Raw genomic sequence first — 17,807 nt, 5'->3', positions numbered from 1 at the left:
GTGTAGAGACATATCGATCATTTTTTTAGCAGTAGCGGAGGTGGTAAACATGTTAAACACGCTATCCATTCGGAACCTGGCTGTTGTAGAAAGCGTGGATGTGCACTTTTATCCCGGATTTCACGTCCTGACAGGGGAAACCGGGGCCGGTAAGTCCATCATCATTGATGCGCTGGGTTTAATTGCCGGCGGCCGCGGCTCGGCTGAGCTGATTCGGTACGGGTGCGACAAAGCGGAGATCGAGGCGCTGTTTGAGCTGCCTGCGGAGCATCCGGTATGGAGTACGCTCAAGAAGCTGGGGGTTGAAGCGGATCCGGAAGAGCACTTGCTAATTCGAAGAGAGCTGACGTCTCAAGGTAAAAGCACGTCGCGTATTAACGGACAGCTGCTGAACCTCAGCATGCTGCGTGAAGTCGGGGAAAAGCTGATTAATATCCATGGACAGCATGAGCATCAAAGCCTGCTGCGTTCAGAGCAGCATATGAGCCTGCTGGACACTTACGGAGATAAGACCATAGGGCCTGCCAAGCGCAAATACCAGGAGCTGTACGGCGAATTCAGCAAAGTTGAGAAAGAGCTTAAGGACCTGCAGGAAACCAGCCAGAAAGCATATCAAATGCTGGATATGTACCGTTTCCAGCTGGAGGAAATCGCGGCTGCCGGGCTGAAAACCGGCGAAGACGAGGCATTGTCCGAAGAAAGAACCAAACTCTCCCACAGCGAGAAGATGATGGATTCCGTAGCGGGAGCCTATGACCTGTTGTACGGATCATCGGGCCTTGAGTCCGTCAGCAGGGCTTTGTCCAGACTTGAGGATGTATCCGGATACGATGAGAAGGGATTAAAGCCGCTTGTCGAGCAGCTTCAATCCGCTTATTATCAGCTTGAGGATGCGGTCTTCCAGTTAAGGGATTATCGTGACGGCATCGAATTCAATCCCGAACGGCTCAATGAAATTGAGCTCCGTCTAGATATGATCTCCGGTTTGCGCCGAAAATATGGGGATAATGTGGAGCAAATTCTGGAATACTACGTGAGAATTCAGCAGGAAACCGATATGCTGGAGAATAAGGACGAATTTATTCAAGCGTTGGAACAGCGCCGTGACGAGTTGTTAAGCGTGCTGCTCGTAAGCGCGAAAGAGCTGAGTCATGCCCGCAAGCAATGCGCGCAAGACTTGGCTAGGCAAGTCGAGGGGGAACTGAAGGATCTTCAAATGGAACGCACCTCGCTGGAAGTCCGCCTGGAATTGCAGCTGGATCCGAACGGCTACGAGTATGAAGGCCAAAAAGTCCGGTTGACGAGACAAGGCATGGATACGGCGGAATTTCTCATCTCCGCGAATCCGGGCGAGCCACTCCGTCCGCTTGCCAAAATTGCTTCGGGTGGGGAAATGTCCAGAATTATGCTGGCGATGAAGAGTATATTTGCCCGTCATGATCAAATACCGGTCTTAATCTTTGATGAAGTCGACACGGGTGTCAGCGGAAGGGCTGCCCAATCGATTGCTGAGAAGCTGTTTTTGCTGGCCAAAACCTGTCAGGTATTCTCCATTACGCATTTGCCGCAGGTGGCTTGCATGGCGGATCATCAATATTTAATCGAGAAGAAGCTTGAAGCCTCCAGAACGATGACGCAAGTAGAAAACCTGAATGAAGAAGGGCGTGTAAAAGAGCTTGCCCGGATGCTTGGCGGAGTCGAAATTACCGAAAAGACGCTTCATCATGCCCAAGAAATGCTCAATCTGGCGGCAGCGCAAAAGGCTTCCAGAAAGGCTTTGGGTCAATGATTGACAGTTATAAAACCATAAGGGCAGGGTAACTTAAAGGTACGCAATTGGCGACCACCTTTTCGTCAAGCGAAAGAAGAAAAAGGGAGCGTGACAGCCATTGAAGCCCAACCTCAGGAGAAAACTGCTCGGTTTCGTTCTTGCTTTCCTTCTTTGTTTCATTGGAACTGCTGATCCTGTCCAATCTTTTGCCTCATTGCCCGATGAACTGAGATTGATTACCGGTCAGCAGTCCCGACTTGATGTTGCCATGCCTGTGCAAGCCCTCGCTTCAGTTGATCGACCGGATGTCCTGCAGCTAAACGGCTCCCGGGAATCGAAACTTCAAGTATCGTTGAAACAGCCGCTGCAGCTCAATCCCCAGCAAAGCGGAAACGCAGAAGTGACCCTGAAATTATTCGGTACAATTCCTCTGAAGACTGTCCATGTCAAAGTGATGCCGGAACTTAAAGTCATACCGGGAGGCCAAACCATAGGCGTCAAAGTGAAATCCTCCGGTATACTGGTGGTTGGACATCATCTGGTACGGGTTCAAAACGGGGCCAAAGTGTCTCCCGGCGAAGCTGCCGGCCTAAAGCTTGGCGATCTGCTTACAACGATGGATGGAAAGCCGCTTAACGATGTCACGAAGGTTGCCGAGATCGTCGAGAAGGCCGGTAAAGGGAATCGGCCGCTGGACATATCCTTTAAACGGGACGGCAAGGTAATGAAAACAAAGCTGAGTCCCGCTTATGACCAAGAGGATCAAAGCTGGCGCCTTGGCCTGTATATCCGTGATTCCGCAGCAGGCGTAGGGACGCTTACCTTTTATGCGCCTCACCAGAAGGTCTACGGAGCGCTCGGTCATGTCATCACCGACATGAATACTCAGACCCCCATTGATGTTGGAAGCGGCCAAATCGTTCAATCCAACGTCACCTCGATTAGCCGTAGCGAAGAAGGCGAGCCCGGAGAGAAAAGGGCAACCTTCACCAAAGACGGCAAGATTTTAGGCAATGTCGAGCGCAATACCCATTTCGGCATTTTCGGTAAAATGAATCAGCTTCCGGATCACGGACTGTATCAGGAGCCGATTCCCGTTGCTTTTTCCCATGAGGTGAAGGAAGGTCCCGCTGAAATATTAACCGTCGTTGAAGGCCAGGAAGTCGAACGCTTTACGGTGGAGATCGTTCACGTCTCCAAACAGGACGCTCCAGCGACCAAAGGAATGGTGCTGCGCATTACCGATCCAAGACTGCTTAAGAAAACCGGCGGGATCGTGCAGGGCATGAGCGGCAGTCCCATCGTTCAGGACGGTAAGCTGATTGGAGCGGTAACCCATGTGTTTGTAAACGACCCTAAGTCGGGATATGGGTGCTTTATCGAGTGGATGCTTCAAGATTCCGGCGTACTACAATCTACAGAATCAACACCTCAAAATCTTAAGGCAGGTTAATGCCTTGAGATTTTTTGTCGTAAAAGAACGAAATAGAGATTAATTTGAAACAAAATATTTAATTATAAATCAACTTCAAAAAAAAATAAAGAAAAATAATTTTCGACAGAAGGAATTTAAATAAGCATGTCGAAAACTTTATAAACAGAAAATTGTTCTAAAATAACAACTGATCTGATAAAGGAGGAGCACGAATTGCAAAAGATTGAGGTATTATTGGCAGACGACAACCGTGAATTTACAAACCTGCTCGGCGAATACATTTCGGATCAACAAGATATGGTGGTATCCGGAATCGCTTATAATGGCGAAGAAGTACTGAGCATGATTGAGGAATCCGGAAAAGTACCGGACGTACTGATCCTTGATATTATTATGCCTCATTTGGACGGGCTTGGGGTACTCGAGCGTTTACGCGACATGAATCTGTCTCCGCAGCCGAAAGTCATTATGCTCACGGCGTTCGGCCAAGAGAATATTACGCAGCGCGCGGTGCAGTTGGGTGCTTCCTATTATATTTTAAAGCCGTTTGACATGGAGGTGCTCGCCAGCCGCATTCGACAGCTTGTGGGTTCGCCAAGCAGCATTTCCTCCGGCACTCCGTTTACAAGCATGAAATCCAATGTGGTTCCTATGGGCAAGGGCAAGAACTTGGACGCGAATATCACTTCCATTATCCATGAAATCGGCGTTCCGGCTCATATCAAGGGATATCAATATCTGCGCGAAGCCATTACCATGGTGTACAACAATATCGAAATTCTTGGCGCGATTACCAAAACGCTGTATCCGGCCATCGCTGAGAAGTTCAAAACAACGCCATCCCGAGTGGAGCGGGCGATCCGGCATGCCATTGAAGTGGCTTGGACGCGCGGTAACATCGATTCCATCAGCCACTTGTTCGGCTACACCATTAACATCAGCAAATCCAAGCCGACCAACAGCGAGTTCATTGCCATGGTGGCAGACAAGCTTCGGATCGAGCATAAGGTCTCTTGAAAGGGTAAGGACTAAGAGGAAGGGATTTAGGGACATGGACGATGCACACCTAAATGTCTACTTGAGCGATTTATTGAAATCACTCCTTTATTGGTTGCGGCTATCGTAACCTGTGAAGGAGTGATTTTATGTTTCAGGACGGAATTCATCAGCACAAACAACCAGCCGGATCAGCGGCTGGTTTGTTTTGTTTTACTAAGGTTACATCACCACCCGGTAATCTCCTTCCGGTGCTGCGTACCATCGATTTCCTCACAGATAATACATTTTGAACTGGATATCCTGGGCATGGTTTCCGAATTTCTTGCCGAATAACGTAGCGCCTCCAACATGCTTCGCGTCTTCCTTGACTTCGATACGAAAGGTCCAGCGATCACATGCCGAATTCAGGTCGTCCACGGAGACGGTTGAGAGAGGATCGCCATCGATATACGTGCCGTGGCTGGTAATCCGAATCGTTTTCAGCAGACCGTATTGGTTGATGTTGTGCGGCCACCATTCAGGCGTATATTTCCCCCGCGTATCCGCAAAATCCCCTGGGCTCGTCCACGTGCCGAGCTCCATTCCGTTCAAGGAAAACGTAATGTCCGATGGCCACACATCATTGGAAAAAGGAAACTCGGACGATATCTCCAAACTGATTTCGAATTGCTGCAGCTTCTCATCCTTTTGCAGAAAGTTGGCGATGTTGTATTGGATGAACCCCTCGGTAAACCACAGGATTTCCGCATCCACGCGCTTGGGATCCATAAAGTACTTGGGTTCGTCAACCCGTCCGATGAACTCCTTCTCGGTAGCAAGGCCGCACGTAGGCTTCAGGTCATAGTCGGTGTAATGCCCGATCGGCACCGAGGCTTCATAAGAAGCAAAGGAATGGAAGATCTTTTTGGGGAAGTTGATTTCAATGTGATCCACCTTCAGGATCGAAATTTTCTGCTGCCCCGATTTTCCCGGCACCTTCTCTGTCCGGATAATGCCGGCATCTTCAAGTTTTTTAATATGCTTTGTCACGATCGGACTGCTGATTCGAAGCTCCTGCGCCAAATCTTTGATGTTCATTTTGTTTCTGGAGAGCAGCTGAATAATCTTGATGCGAACTTCGCTGGCCAAAGCCTCGTAAACCACAAGCGATGACTTGTCTATTTCCAATTGCATATGACCACTTCTTTCAACAAGTTTTTCAATTATTAACTAATATGTATCATAACACAGGCATTATTAACCTGTACATAAATCTTGGTAATTAAACACACATTTTTTCAACAATATAATTAACAAAAAAGTTAATCAAATATAAAAATTATAATTAAGATTTATATATAAGTTATTGACACCGCTTTCAGTGCGAGTGTATACTGAACCAAAGTTAATCGTTTTCATGATTCTGGCCGGTGAATGATTAACCAAATGATTAGTAATAGGAGGAGAGTTTGTTGAAGAAAAAAATGGGGGTTTCACTGATACTTGCATTGTTAGCGGTAGCGGTACTGGGAGGTTGCGGCAACGGCGACAAGAACACCATTACCTTCTGGACGCCATTGACGGGTGATGACGGGGCTTACATGGATCAGCTCGTTAAGGATTACAATGCCACCAATCCCGAGTATAAAGTGAAGCATGTCATCACTTCGGACATGTATACCAAGATATCCACCGTTCTTAATTCCGGCAAAGGCGTTCCCGATCTTTCCATCATCCACGCGGACCGCGTTTCAAGCTTCGTTAAGCAGGGCGTGTTGGAGCCGATGACGGCGGTCATGCAAGCGCAGCCGGAATTGAAAGAGGACAATTATCTGCCGCAGGCCTGGGCAACCGGAAACGTGGAAGGCACCCAATATACGGTACCGCTTGATATCCACAGCAACGCGATGTACTACAACAAAAATCTGCTCAAGAAATACAATGTTGAAAGTTTCCTGGATGACGATGTCGTGACCATCGATGAAATGTTGTCGCTGCAAGGCAAGCTGGATGAAGGCGATTACGTGGTCAATGACGCGCTGTTGGGCTGGGTTGTGTTGGCTCAAATACAGAATCTGGGCGGAGACATCCAGCAAGACGGCAAACCTGCAGTCAATACGGAAGCCATGAAGCAGGCATTTACGGAGATTAAGAAAATAGCCGATGCGGGTTTAATGACTCCTTTTGGCGAAGACGGATACCTGATGTTCCAAGCTGGAAACGTTTTATTCTCGACAGACGGCACATGGAGCTCGACGGCCCATGCCACGGTTGACGGCCTGGACTTTGGCGTAACCAACATTTATTCGACGAGTGCGGATACATATACAAACCGAGCATCCTCCCACCTGTTCTCCATGCTGAAGAACGAGAAGAGAACGGATGAAAAAGAGCAGGCCATCGGCCAGTTCCTGGAGTTCATTCGCCAACACTCGATCGAGTGGGCAAAAGCGGGTCAGATCGTAGCGAGTAAACAAGTCATTGAGAGTCCGGACTACAACAACTATATTCAATCATTCTTCACGTCCAATGAAAAAGAAATTGAATCCTTGTACATTTACACTTACGAGTACTATCCATATGTTGCCGAGGCTGTAGATACATATGCAGCGGATATTGTGCGGGGCAACGTCGATATCGACGAAACCCTGGCGACGATGCAGAAGTTCGTAGAGGATAAAATCGCAGAAGGCAACAGTGCCACAAAGTAAATGAAGGCAGAGCCGATTGAAAAAAAGAAAAGCGTCCAAACCTCATGACGCTTTTCTTTTCCAAAGGAGAAATGAAAGGGTATGAAAAAGAAGTCGCTGACACCTTATTTCTTTGTAGGTCCTCATCTGATTCTATTCATCGTGTTTATTCTATTACCGACCCTATACGGGATCTATGCTTCGTTTACGCAATGGAATCTGATCAATGACCCGGTATGGGTCGGCCTGGCCAACTATAAAACGATTCTGTTTGATGCGGAGTCCACCTTCTATACCCAATTTATGAACGGATTAAAAAATACGTTGATCTTCGTAGTTTTGAGCGTACCGATATTAATCGTTATCCCGTTAATGATCGCGGTGTCGCTCGAACACAAAAAAGTGAAAATGAAAAACGTCATTCAATCCATTCTCTATATTCCCGGATTAATTTCGATCTCCGCAGCGGCACTGATCTGGTCATTGATTTTTAACAAGCAGCTTGGGATCACGAACAACGTCTTCGGCTCCGAAACGGTCTGGGCCGCCAACCAGCCTTATGCCTGGCTGATCATTATTGTCATTACGGTTTGGGGCGGAGTCGGTGGAAACATGATCATCTACCGGGCTTCCATCAGCGGAGTATCCAAGGATTTGTACGAGTCGGCCGAGATGGACGGAGCGGGGCCCGTCCGCAGATTTTCGAGCATTACGCTGCCCTCCATTCGTTTCCCGCTGATTTATACCTTTGTCATGACGACCGCCGGAGCTTTCAACGTATTCGGTCAGCCATTAATGATGACGGACGGAGGACCCAGACAGAGCACGACGGTATTGATGATGTATATTCGCCAGCTGGCCTTCGGCCACGGGGAATCCATTGCCGGCATGGCATCCGCGATGGCGGTGCTGCTCGGACTGGTCATTCTGGTCATTTCAGCCCTTCAATATTATGTGATGAACCGAAACGCGTCCTAGCGGCATGTTCTGCCTGCAAACGACGGAAACGATAAAAGGTAGGTGTACTGTGCAATGTCGAACCCGGTAGTACATGAAGCGAACGCGGATACTAAGCTTACCCGCTCCGGTCCGAAGAAGGCTTCAACCAACATTAGCGTGTCCAAATATATGGCTTATACATTTCTCATCCTGTTGTGCGTGATATGGGCGATTCCGGTCATCTTTGGCATTACCACATCGTTCCGGTCCCAGGCGGAGGTCGTATCCAGCGGTTTCAGTCTGCTGCCCGACAACTGGATATTCGATAATTATGTCACGATCCTGCAAAATACGTCGACGGCCCCGATCCTGCGCTGGTTGATGAACTCCGTCTTTATCGCAACGATGCATACGCTGCTGGTGATCGTGGTCATTTCCATCACCGGCTACGGGTACTCCCGCATGAACTTTAAAGGAAGAGACACCTTGTTCTTTACTTTGCTGGGGATTTCCTTCTTTCCCGGAGTCGTGAACCTGATTCCGTCCTACAAAATCATAGATGCGCTGGGGTGGGTAAACACCTCATGGGCGATGATTATTCCAGGTTTGGCAGGCATGGGGAACATTTTCTTGGTCAGACAATTCATGATGGGCGTTCCCAAGGATCTGGACGAATCGGCACGCGTGGACGGCGCGGGTGACTTTAGAATCTATTATTCTATCATTTTGCCGCTGATGAAGCCTGTGTTGATTGTATGCGGCCTGTTTTCATTCACGGGTTCCTGGAATGATTTCCTCTGGCCGGTCATCGTGTATACCGACGTGGAGAAGATGCCGGTTACGGCAGGATTGCTGCTGCTGCAGGACATCTACGGCAATTATCGCATGATCGGACAATTGATGGGTTCCGCGATCCTGGCCATCATTCCGACGCTGCTGTTGTTCCTGTTTGCCCAGAAATATTTTGTGCAGTCGATCAACTTAAACGCGGGTATCAAAGGATAGTTTTTTGAAGAACGGAAATGAAGAGCAAGTAAACCGAAAGCTAACGAAGTCAAACTACAAGGTATAGGAGTCGTCACCATGACTGAATTATATATAAAAAATCCCCTGATCGAGCAGAGGGCAGATCCCTGGATCTATAAACATAGCGATGGTTTTTATTACTTTACCGGTTCCGTGCCGGAATATGACCGGATCGAGCTTAGACGCTCGGAAACGATCCAAGGGCTTGCGGATGCGGAAGGCCTAACGATTTGGCGCAAGCATGATTCGGGTTTGATGAGTGCCAATATATGGGCGCCCGAGCTTCATCACATTGAGGGCAAATGGTACGTGTATTACGCAGCGGCCCATACGTCCGAAACGAGGGACGGGTTGTTTGATCACCGCATGTTCGTGCTGGAGAACGCTTCGGCGAACCCGCTGGAAGGGGAATGGGTGGAGAAGGGACAAGTGATCACGAAGTGGGAGTCTTTTGCACTGGACGCAACCACGTTTGAGCATAAGGGAAGGCGGTATTATGTATGGGCCCAGAAAGATCCAGCCATTCCGGGCAACTCGAATCTCTATATCTCCTTGATGGAAAATCCCTGGACCCTGACAGGGGAACAGGTTTGCATATCGGTTCCCCAATATGATTGGGAGAAGATCGGCTATCTGGTGAATGAAGGAGCCGCCGTCCTGAAGCGAAACGGCCGTATATTCATGACCTATTCGGCAAGCGCCACGGACCATAACTATGCGATGGGCCTGCTGACGGCCGATGAGGACAGCGATTTGCTGGATCCGGGCTCCTGGGTGAAATCACCCTTGCCCGTATTTACGACATCGGAAGCCAATGGCCAATACGGGCCGGGACACAACAGCTTCACGGTCTCCGAGGATGGCCAGCTGGACATCCTGGTCTACCATGCCCGTAGTTACAAGGAGATCGTGGGTGATCCGCTGTATGATCCGAACCGCCATGCGCGCGTACAGATCATCCGGTGGAATGAAGACGGTACGCCGAATTTCGGTGTGCCGAGAGCGGATCATGCAATGATATCCAAGTCATGACCTTGAAACCGACCCAGCTTAAATGCTGGGTCGGTTTTTTAAATTCCGAGGCAGGCGGCTGCATAATATTAAATAGGAGAAAAGAAGGAGTCTGCGATACGGATGGAGAAAAAAGGACAGGAAACCTGTTTGAATGGTTAAGGGTGTAGTAAGAATCGTTTTTATTAACGATATACTTATTTCCTGGTAGGGAGGAATTATAAATGGCAAAGATATTAGTATTGGGCGGAACCCGCTTTTTTGGCAAAAGGCTGGTTAACCGGCTGGTGGCTAACGGCGATGCCGTTACGATTTTGACGCGCGGACAACACCAGGATCCATTCGGGGGGGCCGTTTCGCGGCTTGCCGCGGATCGGAAAGATCCGGAGAGCTTAAAGCAGGCAGTGGGGAGCCAGGATTTTGATATCGTATATGATAATATATGTTATACGCCGGAAGAAGCGGGACAAGCAGCGGATTTATTTGCCGGACGTGTAGGACAATATGTGCTGACCTCCACGTTGTCGGTATATGATTTTGCGGATCATCCGGTGAGGGAAGAAGACTTTGATCCTTACAGATACCCGGTCATGATGAATGAAAGCAGGGACTACAGCTACAAGGAAGGCAAGCGCCAGGCGGAGGCGGTTTTGTTCGGTCGCCATAACCTCAATGTAACCGCCGTCCGGCTGCCGATTGTGCTTGGACCGGATGATTACACGCGAAGGCTGCTTTTCCATATTGAACATGCTGCGAGCGGGGAAGCCATTGGTTTGCCGGATCCCGACGCGCAAATCTCGTTTGTGCATGCCGAGGAAGCGGCAGAATTTCTGGAGTGGGCAGGCCAAGTCCAATTGGAAGGCCCGGTTAATGCATGTTCGAGCGGCACGATTTCGGTACGGGAAATGATGGGCTTGATCCAGCAGGAAATCGGAAGGACGGCTCCGCTCCAGTCATCGGCGGCACCGGATCACATGTCTCCGTTCGGCATTCCGGGAGATTGGACGATGGATCATGCCAAAGCGGCAGCCGCAGGCTTTAAATTTTGGGATCTGCACGACTGGATGCCGAAATTGATTGCCGAATTGTCCGCCGATTTGAAGGTTCGTTAATGATACGGGCGTAGGAAGCATGGGGTTGAAGACGGAGAATAGGGAATTGCCCTGAAAGGAAGATCAGCATGAGCGACAAGATGGAAGCATGGAAAGAGCGTATACAGGAGGCGGAATCCAAGGGAGGTTTACCTCCGGATGCCCTGACGTTAATCCATGCGATGTATGAAGAAATCGAAGCTTTAACGAGACAGAATGTCAATCTGCGGAGAACCGCCCTAAAAGCGGCCTCCAAAGAAAATAGAATGTCGAGTAAATTGAAGGATGCCCTCATGGAATAACAACTTGGGCCAAAGCAAACAAACACCGGGGAGCGCTCCCCGGTGTTTGTTTTGTATGGGTGAATCAGCTTTTGGACGGGGTTCCTGATTTCGGTGCCGGGGGCTTCTTTTTGAATCTCGGACCGACGTAATTCCGTTTGCGGTCGCGGAACAGAATCCAGCCGCCCAGGAAACCGATGCCGATGACGAACAGGGCCAGTCCGCCAAGAAAAGAAAGCCAACCGAAAGCGGGGTTCGCCACGTTGTCGTCCCCATGCACGGCAATATATAGAAAAACCGCATCCTTCATCATCAAGAAACCCTTCATTGCCATAAAACCCGGAATAACCAAAATCAAGATGGCAATAAAGCGGGAAATTAACATTTTCATAGAAGATTCCTTCCTGCGACTGATGTATTAAACTACCGTTTATCATACCTTTTTCATAAGGGGATGTCTATTTCGATTATGGATGACGATTTTGTAATCCGAAAAAAAGAGAGTACAATGAAAGTGTATAACTGGACTTATGATGGAGGTGCCGTTTGTGGCTATAACATGTGATGTAGCAATTCTTGGCGGAGGTACCGGTGGATATGTTGCAGCCATCCGTGCAGCCCAGCTCGGTAAAAATGTGGTTATTATCGAGCAGGACAAATTGGGAGGGACCTGCTTGCACCGCGGGTGCATTCCGAGCAAAGCTTTGCTTCGAAGCGCCGAGCTTTATGCGGAAATGAAGGATAGCGAGAGCTATGGAATCGAAACGGACGGAGTCCGGCTATCGTTTAACAAAGTGCAGAAACGGAAGGACGGCATTGTGGAGAAGCTGCACCAGGGCGTCCAATATTTGATGCGAAAAAATAAAATCACCGTCGTGCAGGGCAAAGGGAGAGTTATCGGCCCGTCTATTTTCTCTCCGCGCAGCGGGGCCGTAGCGGTTGAGCTTCCGGATGGCGAGATGGAAACCGTGGTTCCCACCCACCTGATCATTGCGACCGGATCGCGTCCGCGTCACTTACCGGGATTAGAGCCTGACGGCATACATATATTGACTAGCGACCATGCGCTTCAGCTGGATGAGCTTCCCTCATCCATCATTATCGTGGGGGGCGGCGTAATCGGCGTGGAATGGGCCTCGATGCTGAATGATTTCGGAGTTCAGGTCACGATTGTGGAAGCTTCATCCCATTTGCTGCCTACGGAGGATGAGGAGATCGGACGCGAGCTGTCGAAGATGCTCAGCGCCAGGGGCGTAGAGGTTATCACGAACATAAAGCTATTAACCGACAGCTGTGAGATCCGGAATCAAAGCGTGTCCATCGCGATCGAGCATAAGGATGACACAAGAACTTTGTCAGCGGACAAGCTGCTGCTCTCTGTCGGAAGAGTTGGCAATACCGAGAATATCGGACTTGAGAATACCGATGTTCGCGTGGAGAACGGCTTCATTGCCGTGAACGGGAATATGCAGACAACGGAGCCCCATATTTACGCGATCGGCGATTGCATCGGGGGTCTTCAGCTTGCGCATGCGGCCAGCCATGAAGGGATTGCTGCCGTGAACCATCTGGCAGGCGAGAAGACGGAGGCCTTCCTTAGCGAATGGATCCCGCGCTGTATTTACACCCGTCATGAGGTAGCCAGCGTCGGGCTGACGGAGAAGCAGGCGAAAGAACGCGGACATGAGATCAAGATCGGCAGATTCCCGTTTTCGGCGATCGGCAAATCTTTGATCCACGGAACAAAGGAAGGGTTCGTAAAAGTCATTGCCGATCAGAAGACGCAGGATATTCTGGGAGTGCATATGATGGGTCCGCATGTAACCGAGCTCATTGGCGAAGCGGCTCTTGCACAAGTGCTGGATGCGACCCCATGGGAAGTCGGCACGGCGGTCCACGCCCATCCGTCATTATCCGAAATCATCGGCGAAGCGATGCTTGCCGTGGATGGACGAGCGATCGGTTTGTAGGAATGAGGATATTCTTTTGTGGAATCCCTCATTTCTTTTTGCCGAGAAAGGGATTATAATATCATTAAGCCAAGTCTTAGTACCAGGTTTTAATACTTGATCTAATATGCCTCAAACTCAGGTTGCGAGGCGGATCAAGCCTGAAGTCATGGCTCACATAAAGGAGGGATCTCCATGAAAGAACATGAAACGGTTACGGCAAACAACAATAGGCATGAGCAGCTTGGACTGACCGACGGACAAGTGCTGGACATGTACAAATATATGGTGCTGGCGCGAAAATTCGATGAGCGCAATCTGCTGCTGCAGCGTGCGGGCAAAATTAATTTTCACGTTTCCGGAATCGGGCAGGAGGCATGTCAGGTTGCTGCTGCCTTTGCCCTCGACCGGGAGAAAGATTATTTTCTACCTTACTACCGCGACTACGGATTCGTATTGGCGGTTGGCATGACGCCTCGGGAATTAATGCTGTCGGCTTTTGCCAAGGCCGAGGATCCGAACAGCGGCGGACGGCAGATGCCGGGCCACTTCGGCAGTAAACGCCTGCGGATCGTGACCGGCTCCAGCCCTGTAACGACCCAGGTTCCGCATGCCGTAGGCATCGCGCTTGCCGCGAAGATGCAGAAGAAGGATTTTGTATCGTTTGTTACGTTTGGCGAAGGCTCGAGCAATCAGGGCGATTTCCATGAAGGCTGCAACTTTGCCGGCGTTCACAAGCTCCCCGTCATTATCATGTGCGAGAATAACCAATACGCCATTTCGGTTCCGCTTCATAAACAGATTAGCGGAAAGGTCAGCGACCGCGCGCTCGGGTACGGTTTTCCGGGTGTTCGAGTGGACGGCAACGACGCTCTGGAAGTTTACGCGGCCGTGAAGGAAGCGCGGGAACGCGCGATCCGAGGGGAAGGACCCACGTTGATCGAATCCATGATGTACCGTTTGTCTCCGCATTCCACATCGGATAACGATTTGGCGTACCGGACCAAAGAAGAGGTTGAAGAGAACTGGAAGAAAGACGGCGTTGCCCGTTTTAAGAACTATTTGATCGACTGCGGGCTCTGGGACGAAGCACGCGATCAGGATCTGATCGCGCAGTTAAACCTGGAGATCAAAGAAGCGACGGAATCTGCAGACTTGGCTCCATTTCCGAAGCCTGAAGATACGCTTCTTCACGTATATGCCGATGCTGAAGGAGGCGCGTAAGAGATGGCGGTAATGGAATATATCGATGCAATACGCCTGGCCATGAAGGAAGAGATGGAGCGTGACGAGTCCGTATTCGTGTTAGGCGAGGACGTGGGCGTCAAAGGCGGCGTGTTTACTACCACCAAGGGCTTGATGGATCAATTCGGCGAAATGAGGGTGCTCGATACCCCGCTGGCGGAGTCCGCGATTGCCGGTGTGGCTATTGGTGCAGCCATGTACGGCATGAAGCCGATTGCCGAGATGCAATATTCGGACTTCATGTTCCCGGCAACCAACCAGATCATTAGCGAAGCGGCGAAAATCCGCTATCGTTCCAATAACGATTGGAGCTGCCCCGTCGTGATCCGCGCGCCGATCGGCGGCGGCATATTCGGAGGTTTGTATCATTCCCAGTGCCCGGAATCGGTGTTCTTCGGAACGCCAGGTTTGAAAATCGTTGCGCCTTACTCGGCCTATGATGCAAAAGGGCTGCTGAAAGCGGCGATCCGCGACCCGGATCCGGTTCTGTTCTTCGAGAACAAGAAATGCTATAAGCTGATTACCGGCGATGTGCCGGACGACGATTACGTTGTCCCGATCGGCAAAGCGAACCTGCTGCGCGAAGGCTCGGATATTACGGTGATCAGCTACAGCCTGCCGCTGCATTTCGCCATGCAGGCTGCCGAAGAGCTTGAGAAGGAAGAAGGCATCAGCGCGCATGTGCTGGACCTGCGTACCATACAGCCGCTGGACCGGGACGCGATCATCGCCGCAGCCCGGGCAACGGGGAAAGTGCTGATCGTTCACGAGGATAACAAGACCGGCGGCGTTGGCGGGGAAGTATCCGCGATCATAGCGGAGCACTGCTTGTACGATTTGGATGCTCCGATCATGCGCCTATGCGGTCCGGACGTGCCGGCTATGCCTATCAGTCCGCCGATGGAGAAATTCTTTATGCTTAACAAGGACAAAGTCAAAGAATCCATGCGTCAATTGGCGCTTTATTAAGAACAGGGAGTTGTGAGCATGTCCGAAAATCAGAAATTGACCGATGTTACGATGCCTCAGCTGGCAGAATCCCTTGTTTCGGCGACCATTGCCAAGTGGCTGAAGAAGCCCGGGGATTCCATTGAGCAATACGAACCAATCTGTGAAGTGATCACCGATAAAGTCAATGCCGAGATTCCATCCACCCTGGACGGCGTCATGGGCGATATTCTTGCCCAAGAAGGCCAAACCGTCAATGTTGGCGATATTATTTGCCGGATCGCGGTCGCTTCCGGAGAAGGGATAGCATCTTCGCCCCAGCCGGCAGCAGCAGCTTCAGCGAGTCCGCAGCAGGGAGCAGGCAGCGAGGAAGGCTCGATGCGTTTCCGTTACTCGCCTGCCGTACAGACGCTGGCCGCGGAACATGGGATCGATCTTTCGAAGGTCCAGGGATCTGGCATGGGCGGAAGAATAACCCGTAAGGACGTATTGGCTTATATCGAAAAAGGGGGAGCAGCCCAAGGCCAAGGCCAAGGCGCTCCTGCCGGAGCGCCGTCTTTCCCTAGCGCGCAAGCGCAAAGCGAAGCAGTGCAGCCGAGCGGGACTTCGCCGTTTCAAGGGCTCCAGCATCAGACGCCTGCGGAACCGTCGCCTCCTCTGGGCACAGCCATTCCGGATGTGCGCCATTCGGGGCTGCATTTGACGGAATCGCCGAAAATTCCGACCATTGAAGTGGAGGGCATGGAAGGCGGAAGATCCGAATACTTCATTGATGTAACGCCGATGCGGAATGCCATTGCCCGAAACATGCGTCAAAGCGTTACGGAAATACCGCATGCCTGGACGATGATCGAAGTCGACGTGACCAACATCGTGCTGCTGCGCAATCAATTGAAGGATGAGTTCAAGCGCAAGGAAGGGGTTAATTTAACCTACCTGGCCTTTTTGCTGAAAGCCGTAGTGAACGCCATTAAAGATTATCCGATCATGAATTCGTTCTGGGCCGTGGATAAAATCGTGGTGAAGCGCGATATCAATCTGTCCTTGGCCGTCGGTACGGAGGATTCCGTGCTGACGCCGGTCATCCACCGTGCCGATCAGAAGAATATCGCGGGCCTTGCGAGAGAGATCGAGGATCTAGCGCGCAAGACACGTGAAGGCAAGCTGAAGCTGGACGATATGCAGGGCGGTACCTTTACGGTTAACAATACGGGGTCCTTCGGCTCGATTCTGTCCTATCCGATCATCAATTATCCGCAGGCTGCGATTCTGACATTTGAATCCATCGTGAAAAAGCCGGTGGTTATCAATGACATGATCGCGGTTCGTTCCATGGCAAACCTGTGTTTGTCCCTGGATCATCGGATTTTGGACGGGGTGATCTGCGGGAGATTCCTCCAACGCGTCAAAGACAATCTGGAAGGCTACACCCTGGATACGAAGCTCTATTAATCAACGTCTGCTAGCATGATCTGCGGACTGATTCTTTTCGAAGAGGTTCGCAGACGTTATTCATTTCAAGTCAATCGAAGGGGGATCCATCGGTTGGCTTTGAACCCTATGAAAGAAGGCGTTAGCACATGAACAAACCGTTAGATGTATCGTATACGCCGATTGTCGATTACGGCATGGCTTGGGAGCTTCAAAAAAACCATGTTTCCGCCATCGATCAGGGAGAGCGTCACGAGAGTCTGATGCTCCTCCAACATCCTCCGACCTATACGATGGGGTCGCAGCGGCATCCGGAGCACCTGCTGCTAAGCAAAGAGGAGTTGGAGAAACAGGGTATCGGCCTGTTTGAAATCGATCGCGGCGGAGATATTACATATCATGGTCCCGGACAGCTTGTCGGGTATCCGCTGTTGCTGCTGGATGGCGGCAAGAATTTGAACCTCCACGGGTTTCTGCGCGACGTGGAGCAGGTCATCATCGATTACTTGGCATCATACGACATCGAAGCAGGCCGAAAACCCGAGTACACCGGTGTATGGGTCGGGGATTCGAAGATTTGCGCCATCGGCGTGAAATTCAACAAATGCCGCCGACATCGCGGGTTTGTGACGAGCCATGGGTTTGCGTTTAACATCAAATCCGGAATCGCGGACGCGGGATTCTCGGGCATTATTCCTTGCGGCATACAGGAATACGGCGTAACTTCACTGGAGGATTGCACGGGGCAGATGTTCGAGGTAGAGGAAGTAGCCCGGGAGATCGTGCCTTTCTTCACCCGGGTATTTCCATATGAGGCTCACTGGCTGTCATAACTTCGCTGCCTAGGGTAGCGTTACGGGCGTTAGCGAAGGAACAAAGGCTCCAGGATAACCAGAAGCGTTGAACCGACCATGGCAATCAGCATGAGATAGATTACAATTCGAAACCACTTTTTACGTTGCATTGTGTAACTCCTTTAGAATAAGTTTAATGATGAACATACATGCAGCAG

Annotated in this window: 17 protein-coding genes; 14 read left to right on the top strand and 3 right to left on the bottom strand. The window is 50.4% G+C overall.

Annotation, left to right across the window (positions count from 1 at the left end):
• Positions 1-49 precede the first annotated feature (49 nt).
• From recN to spo0A, 3 genes are all read left to right on the top strand, one after another.
• Complete coding sequence (recN, locus tag AC3RCL_RS19790; protein ID WP_015734463.1) at positions 50-1,789, top strand: DNA repair protein RecN; 1,740 nt, start codon at positions 50-52, stop codon at positions 1,787-1,789.
• A gap of 100 nt (positions 1,790-1,889) precedes the next feature.
• Positions 1,890-3,224, top strand: a complete 1,335-nt coding sequence (spoIVB, locus tag AC3RCL_RS19785) for a SpoIVB peptidase (protein WP_492531484.1) — start codon at positions 1,890-1,892, stop codon at positions 3,222-3,224.
• Positions 3,225-3,419: 195 nt separating this feature from the next.
• Complete coding sequence (gene spo0A, locus AC3RCL_RS19780; RefSeq protein WP_009591253.1) at positions 3,420-4,223, top strand: sporulation transcription factor Spo0A; 804 nt, start codon at positions 3,420-3,422, stop codon at positions 4,221-4,223.
• A 252-nt stretch (positions 4,224-4,475) separates the two neighbouring features.
• Here the strand turns inward: spo0A and AC3RCL_RS19775 are convergent, their stop codons facing one another.
• Positions 4,476-5,378: an ArsR/SmtB family transcription factor gene (locus AC3RCL_RS19775; RefSeq protein ID WP_492531482.1), complete on the bottom strand. Its 903-nt coding sequence runs from the start codon at positions 5,376-5,378 to the stop codon at positions 4,476-4,478.
• Between the two features lie 275 nt (positions 5,379-5,653).
• On the opposite strand from AC3RCL_RS19775, the gene AC3RCL_RS19770 reads away from it, so the two are divergent.
• From AC3RCL_RS19770 to AC3RCL_RS19745, 6 genes are all read left to right on the top strand, one after another.
• Positions 5,654-6,895, top strand: coding sequence for an extracellular solute-binding protein (locus AC3RCL_RS19770; RefSeq protein WP_492531480.1), 1,242 nt, complete (start codon positions 5,654-5,656; stop codon positions 6,893-6,895).
• A gap of 81 nt (positions 6,896-6,976) precedes the next feature.
• Positions 6,977-7,852 (top strand): carbohydrate ABC transporter permease, encoded by an 876-nt coding sequence (locus AC3RCL_RS19765; RefSeq protein ID WP_009591261.1) that lies wholly within the window; start codon positions 6,977-6,979, stop codon positions 7,850-7,852.
• Positions 7,853-7,906: 54 nt separating this feature from the next.
• A complete protein-coding gene (locus tag AC3RCL_RS19760; RefSeq protein WP_015734467.1) occupies positions 7,907-8,818 on the top strand; it encodes a carbohydrate ABC transporter permease in 912 nt (303 codons plus the stop codon).
• 78 nt (positions 8,819-8,896) lie between these two features.
• Positions 8,897-9,871, top strand: a complete 975-nt coding sequence (locus tag AC3RCL_RS19755; RefSeq protein WP_492531477.1) for a glycoside hydrolase family 43 protein — start codon at positions 8,897-8,899, stop codon at positions 9,869-9,871.
• Between the two features lie 203 nt (positions 9,872-10,074).
• Positions 10,075-10,962 (top strand): NAD-dependent epimerase/dehydratase family protein, encoded by an 888-nt coding sequence (locus AC3RCL_RS19750; RefSeq protein WP_492531475.1) that lies wholly within the window; start codon positions 10,075-10,077, stop codon positions 10,960-10,962.
• Between the two features lie 68 nt (positions 10,963-11,030).
• Positions 11,031-11,243: a hypothetical protein gene (locus tag AC3RCL_RS19745; RefSeq protein WP_015734470.1), complete on the top strand. Its 213-nt coding sequence runs from the start codon at positions 11,031-11,033 to the stop codon at positions 11,241-11,243.
• Positions 11,244-11,307: 64 nt separating this feature from the next.
• Here AC3RCL_RS19745 and AC3RCL_RS19740 read toward each other — a convergent pair whose 3' ends face one another.
• Positions 11,308-11,613: a DUF2627 domain-containing protein gene (locus AC3RCL_RS19740; protein ID WP_145035518.1), complete on the bottom strand. Its 306-nt coding sequence runs from the start codon at positions 11,611-11,613 to the stop codon at positions 11,308-11,310.
• Between the two features lie 157 nt (positions 11,614-11,770).
• Between AC3RCL_RS19740 and lpdA the strand changes: the two genes are divergently transcribed.
• From lpdA to lipB, 5 genes are all read left to right on the top strand, one after another.
• Positions 11,771-13,192: a dihydrolipoyl dehydrogenase gene (gene lpdA, locus AC3RCL_RS19735; RefSeq protein ID WP_145035520.1), complete on the top strand. Its 1,422-nt coding sequence runs from the start codon at positions 11,771-11,773 to the stop codon at positions 13,190-13,192.
• Between the two features lie 174 nt (positions 13,193-13,366).
• Complete coding sequence (locus AC3RCL_RS19730) at positions 13,367-14,395, top strand: thiamine pyrophosphate-dependent dehydrogenase E1 component subunit alpha (RefSeq protein WP_015734473.1); 1,029 nt, start codon at positions 13,367-13,369, stop codon at positions 14,393-14,395.
• Between the two features lie 3 nt (positions 14,396-14,398).
• On the top strand, positions 14,399-15,385 hold the full coding sequence (locus AC3RCL_RS19725) for an alpha-ketoacid dehydrogenase subunit beta (RefSeq protein WP_015734474.1): 987 nt from the start codon (positions 14,399-14,401) through the stop codon (positions 15,383-15,385).
• Positions 15,386-15,403: 18 nt separating this feature from the next.
• The gene (locus AC3RCL_RS19720; RefSeq protein WP_145035522.1) at positions 15,404-16,816 is read left to right on the top strand and encodes a dihydrolipoamide acetyltransferase family protein; all 1,413 of its coding nucleotides are present in this window, start codon (positions 15,404-15,406) and stop codon (positions 16,814-16,816) included.
• Positions 16,817-16,944: 128 nt separating this feature from the next.
• Positions 16,945-17,628, top strand: a complete 684-nt coding sequence (gene lipB, locus AC3RCL_RS19715) for a lipoyl(octanoyl) transferase LipB (RefSeq protein WP_015734476.1) — start codon at positions 16,945-16,947, stop codon at positions 17,626-17,628.
• Between the two features lie 29 nt (positions 17,629-17,657).
• Here lipB and prli42 read toward each other — a convergent pair whose 3' ends face one another.
• Positions 17,658-17,759 (bottom strand): stressosome-associated protein Prli42, encoded by a 102-nt coding sequence (gene prli42, locus AC3RCL_RS19710; protein WP_015734477.1) that lies wholly within the window; start codon positions 17,757-17,759, stop codon positions 17,658-17,660.
• Positions 17,760-17,807: the final 48 nt, after the last annotated feature.

Source organism: Paenibacillus sp. MT86 (assembly GCF_058792535.1).
The sequence above is the reverse complement of the archived record's forward strand: the minus strand, read 5'-3'. Positions and strand labels throughout refer to the sequence as shown.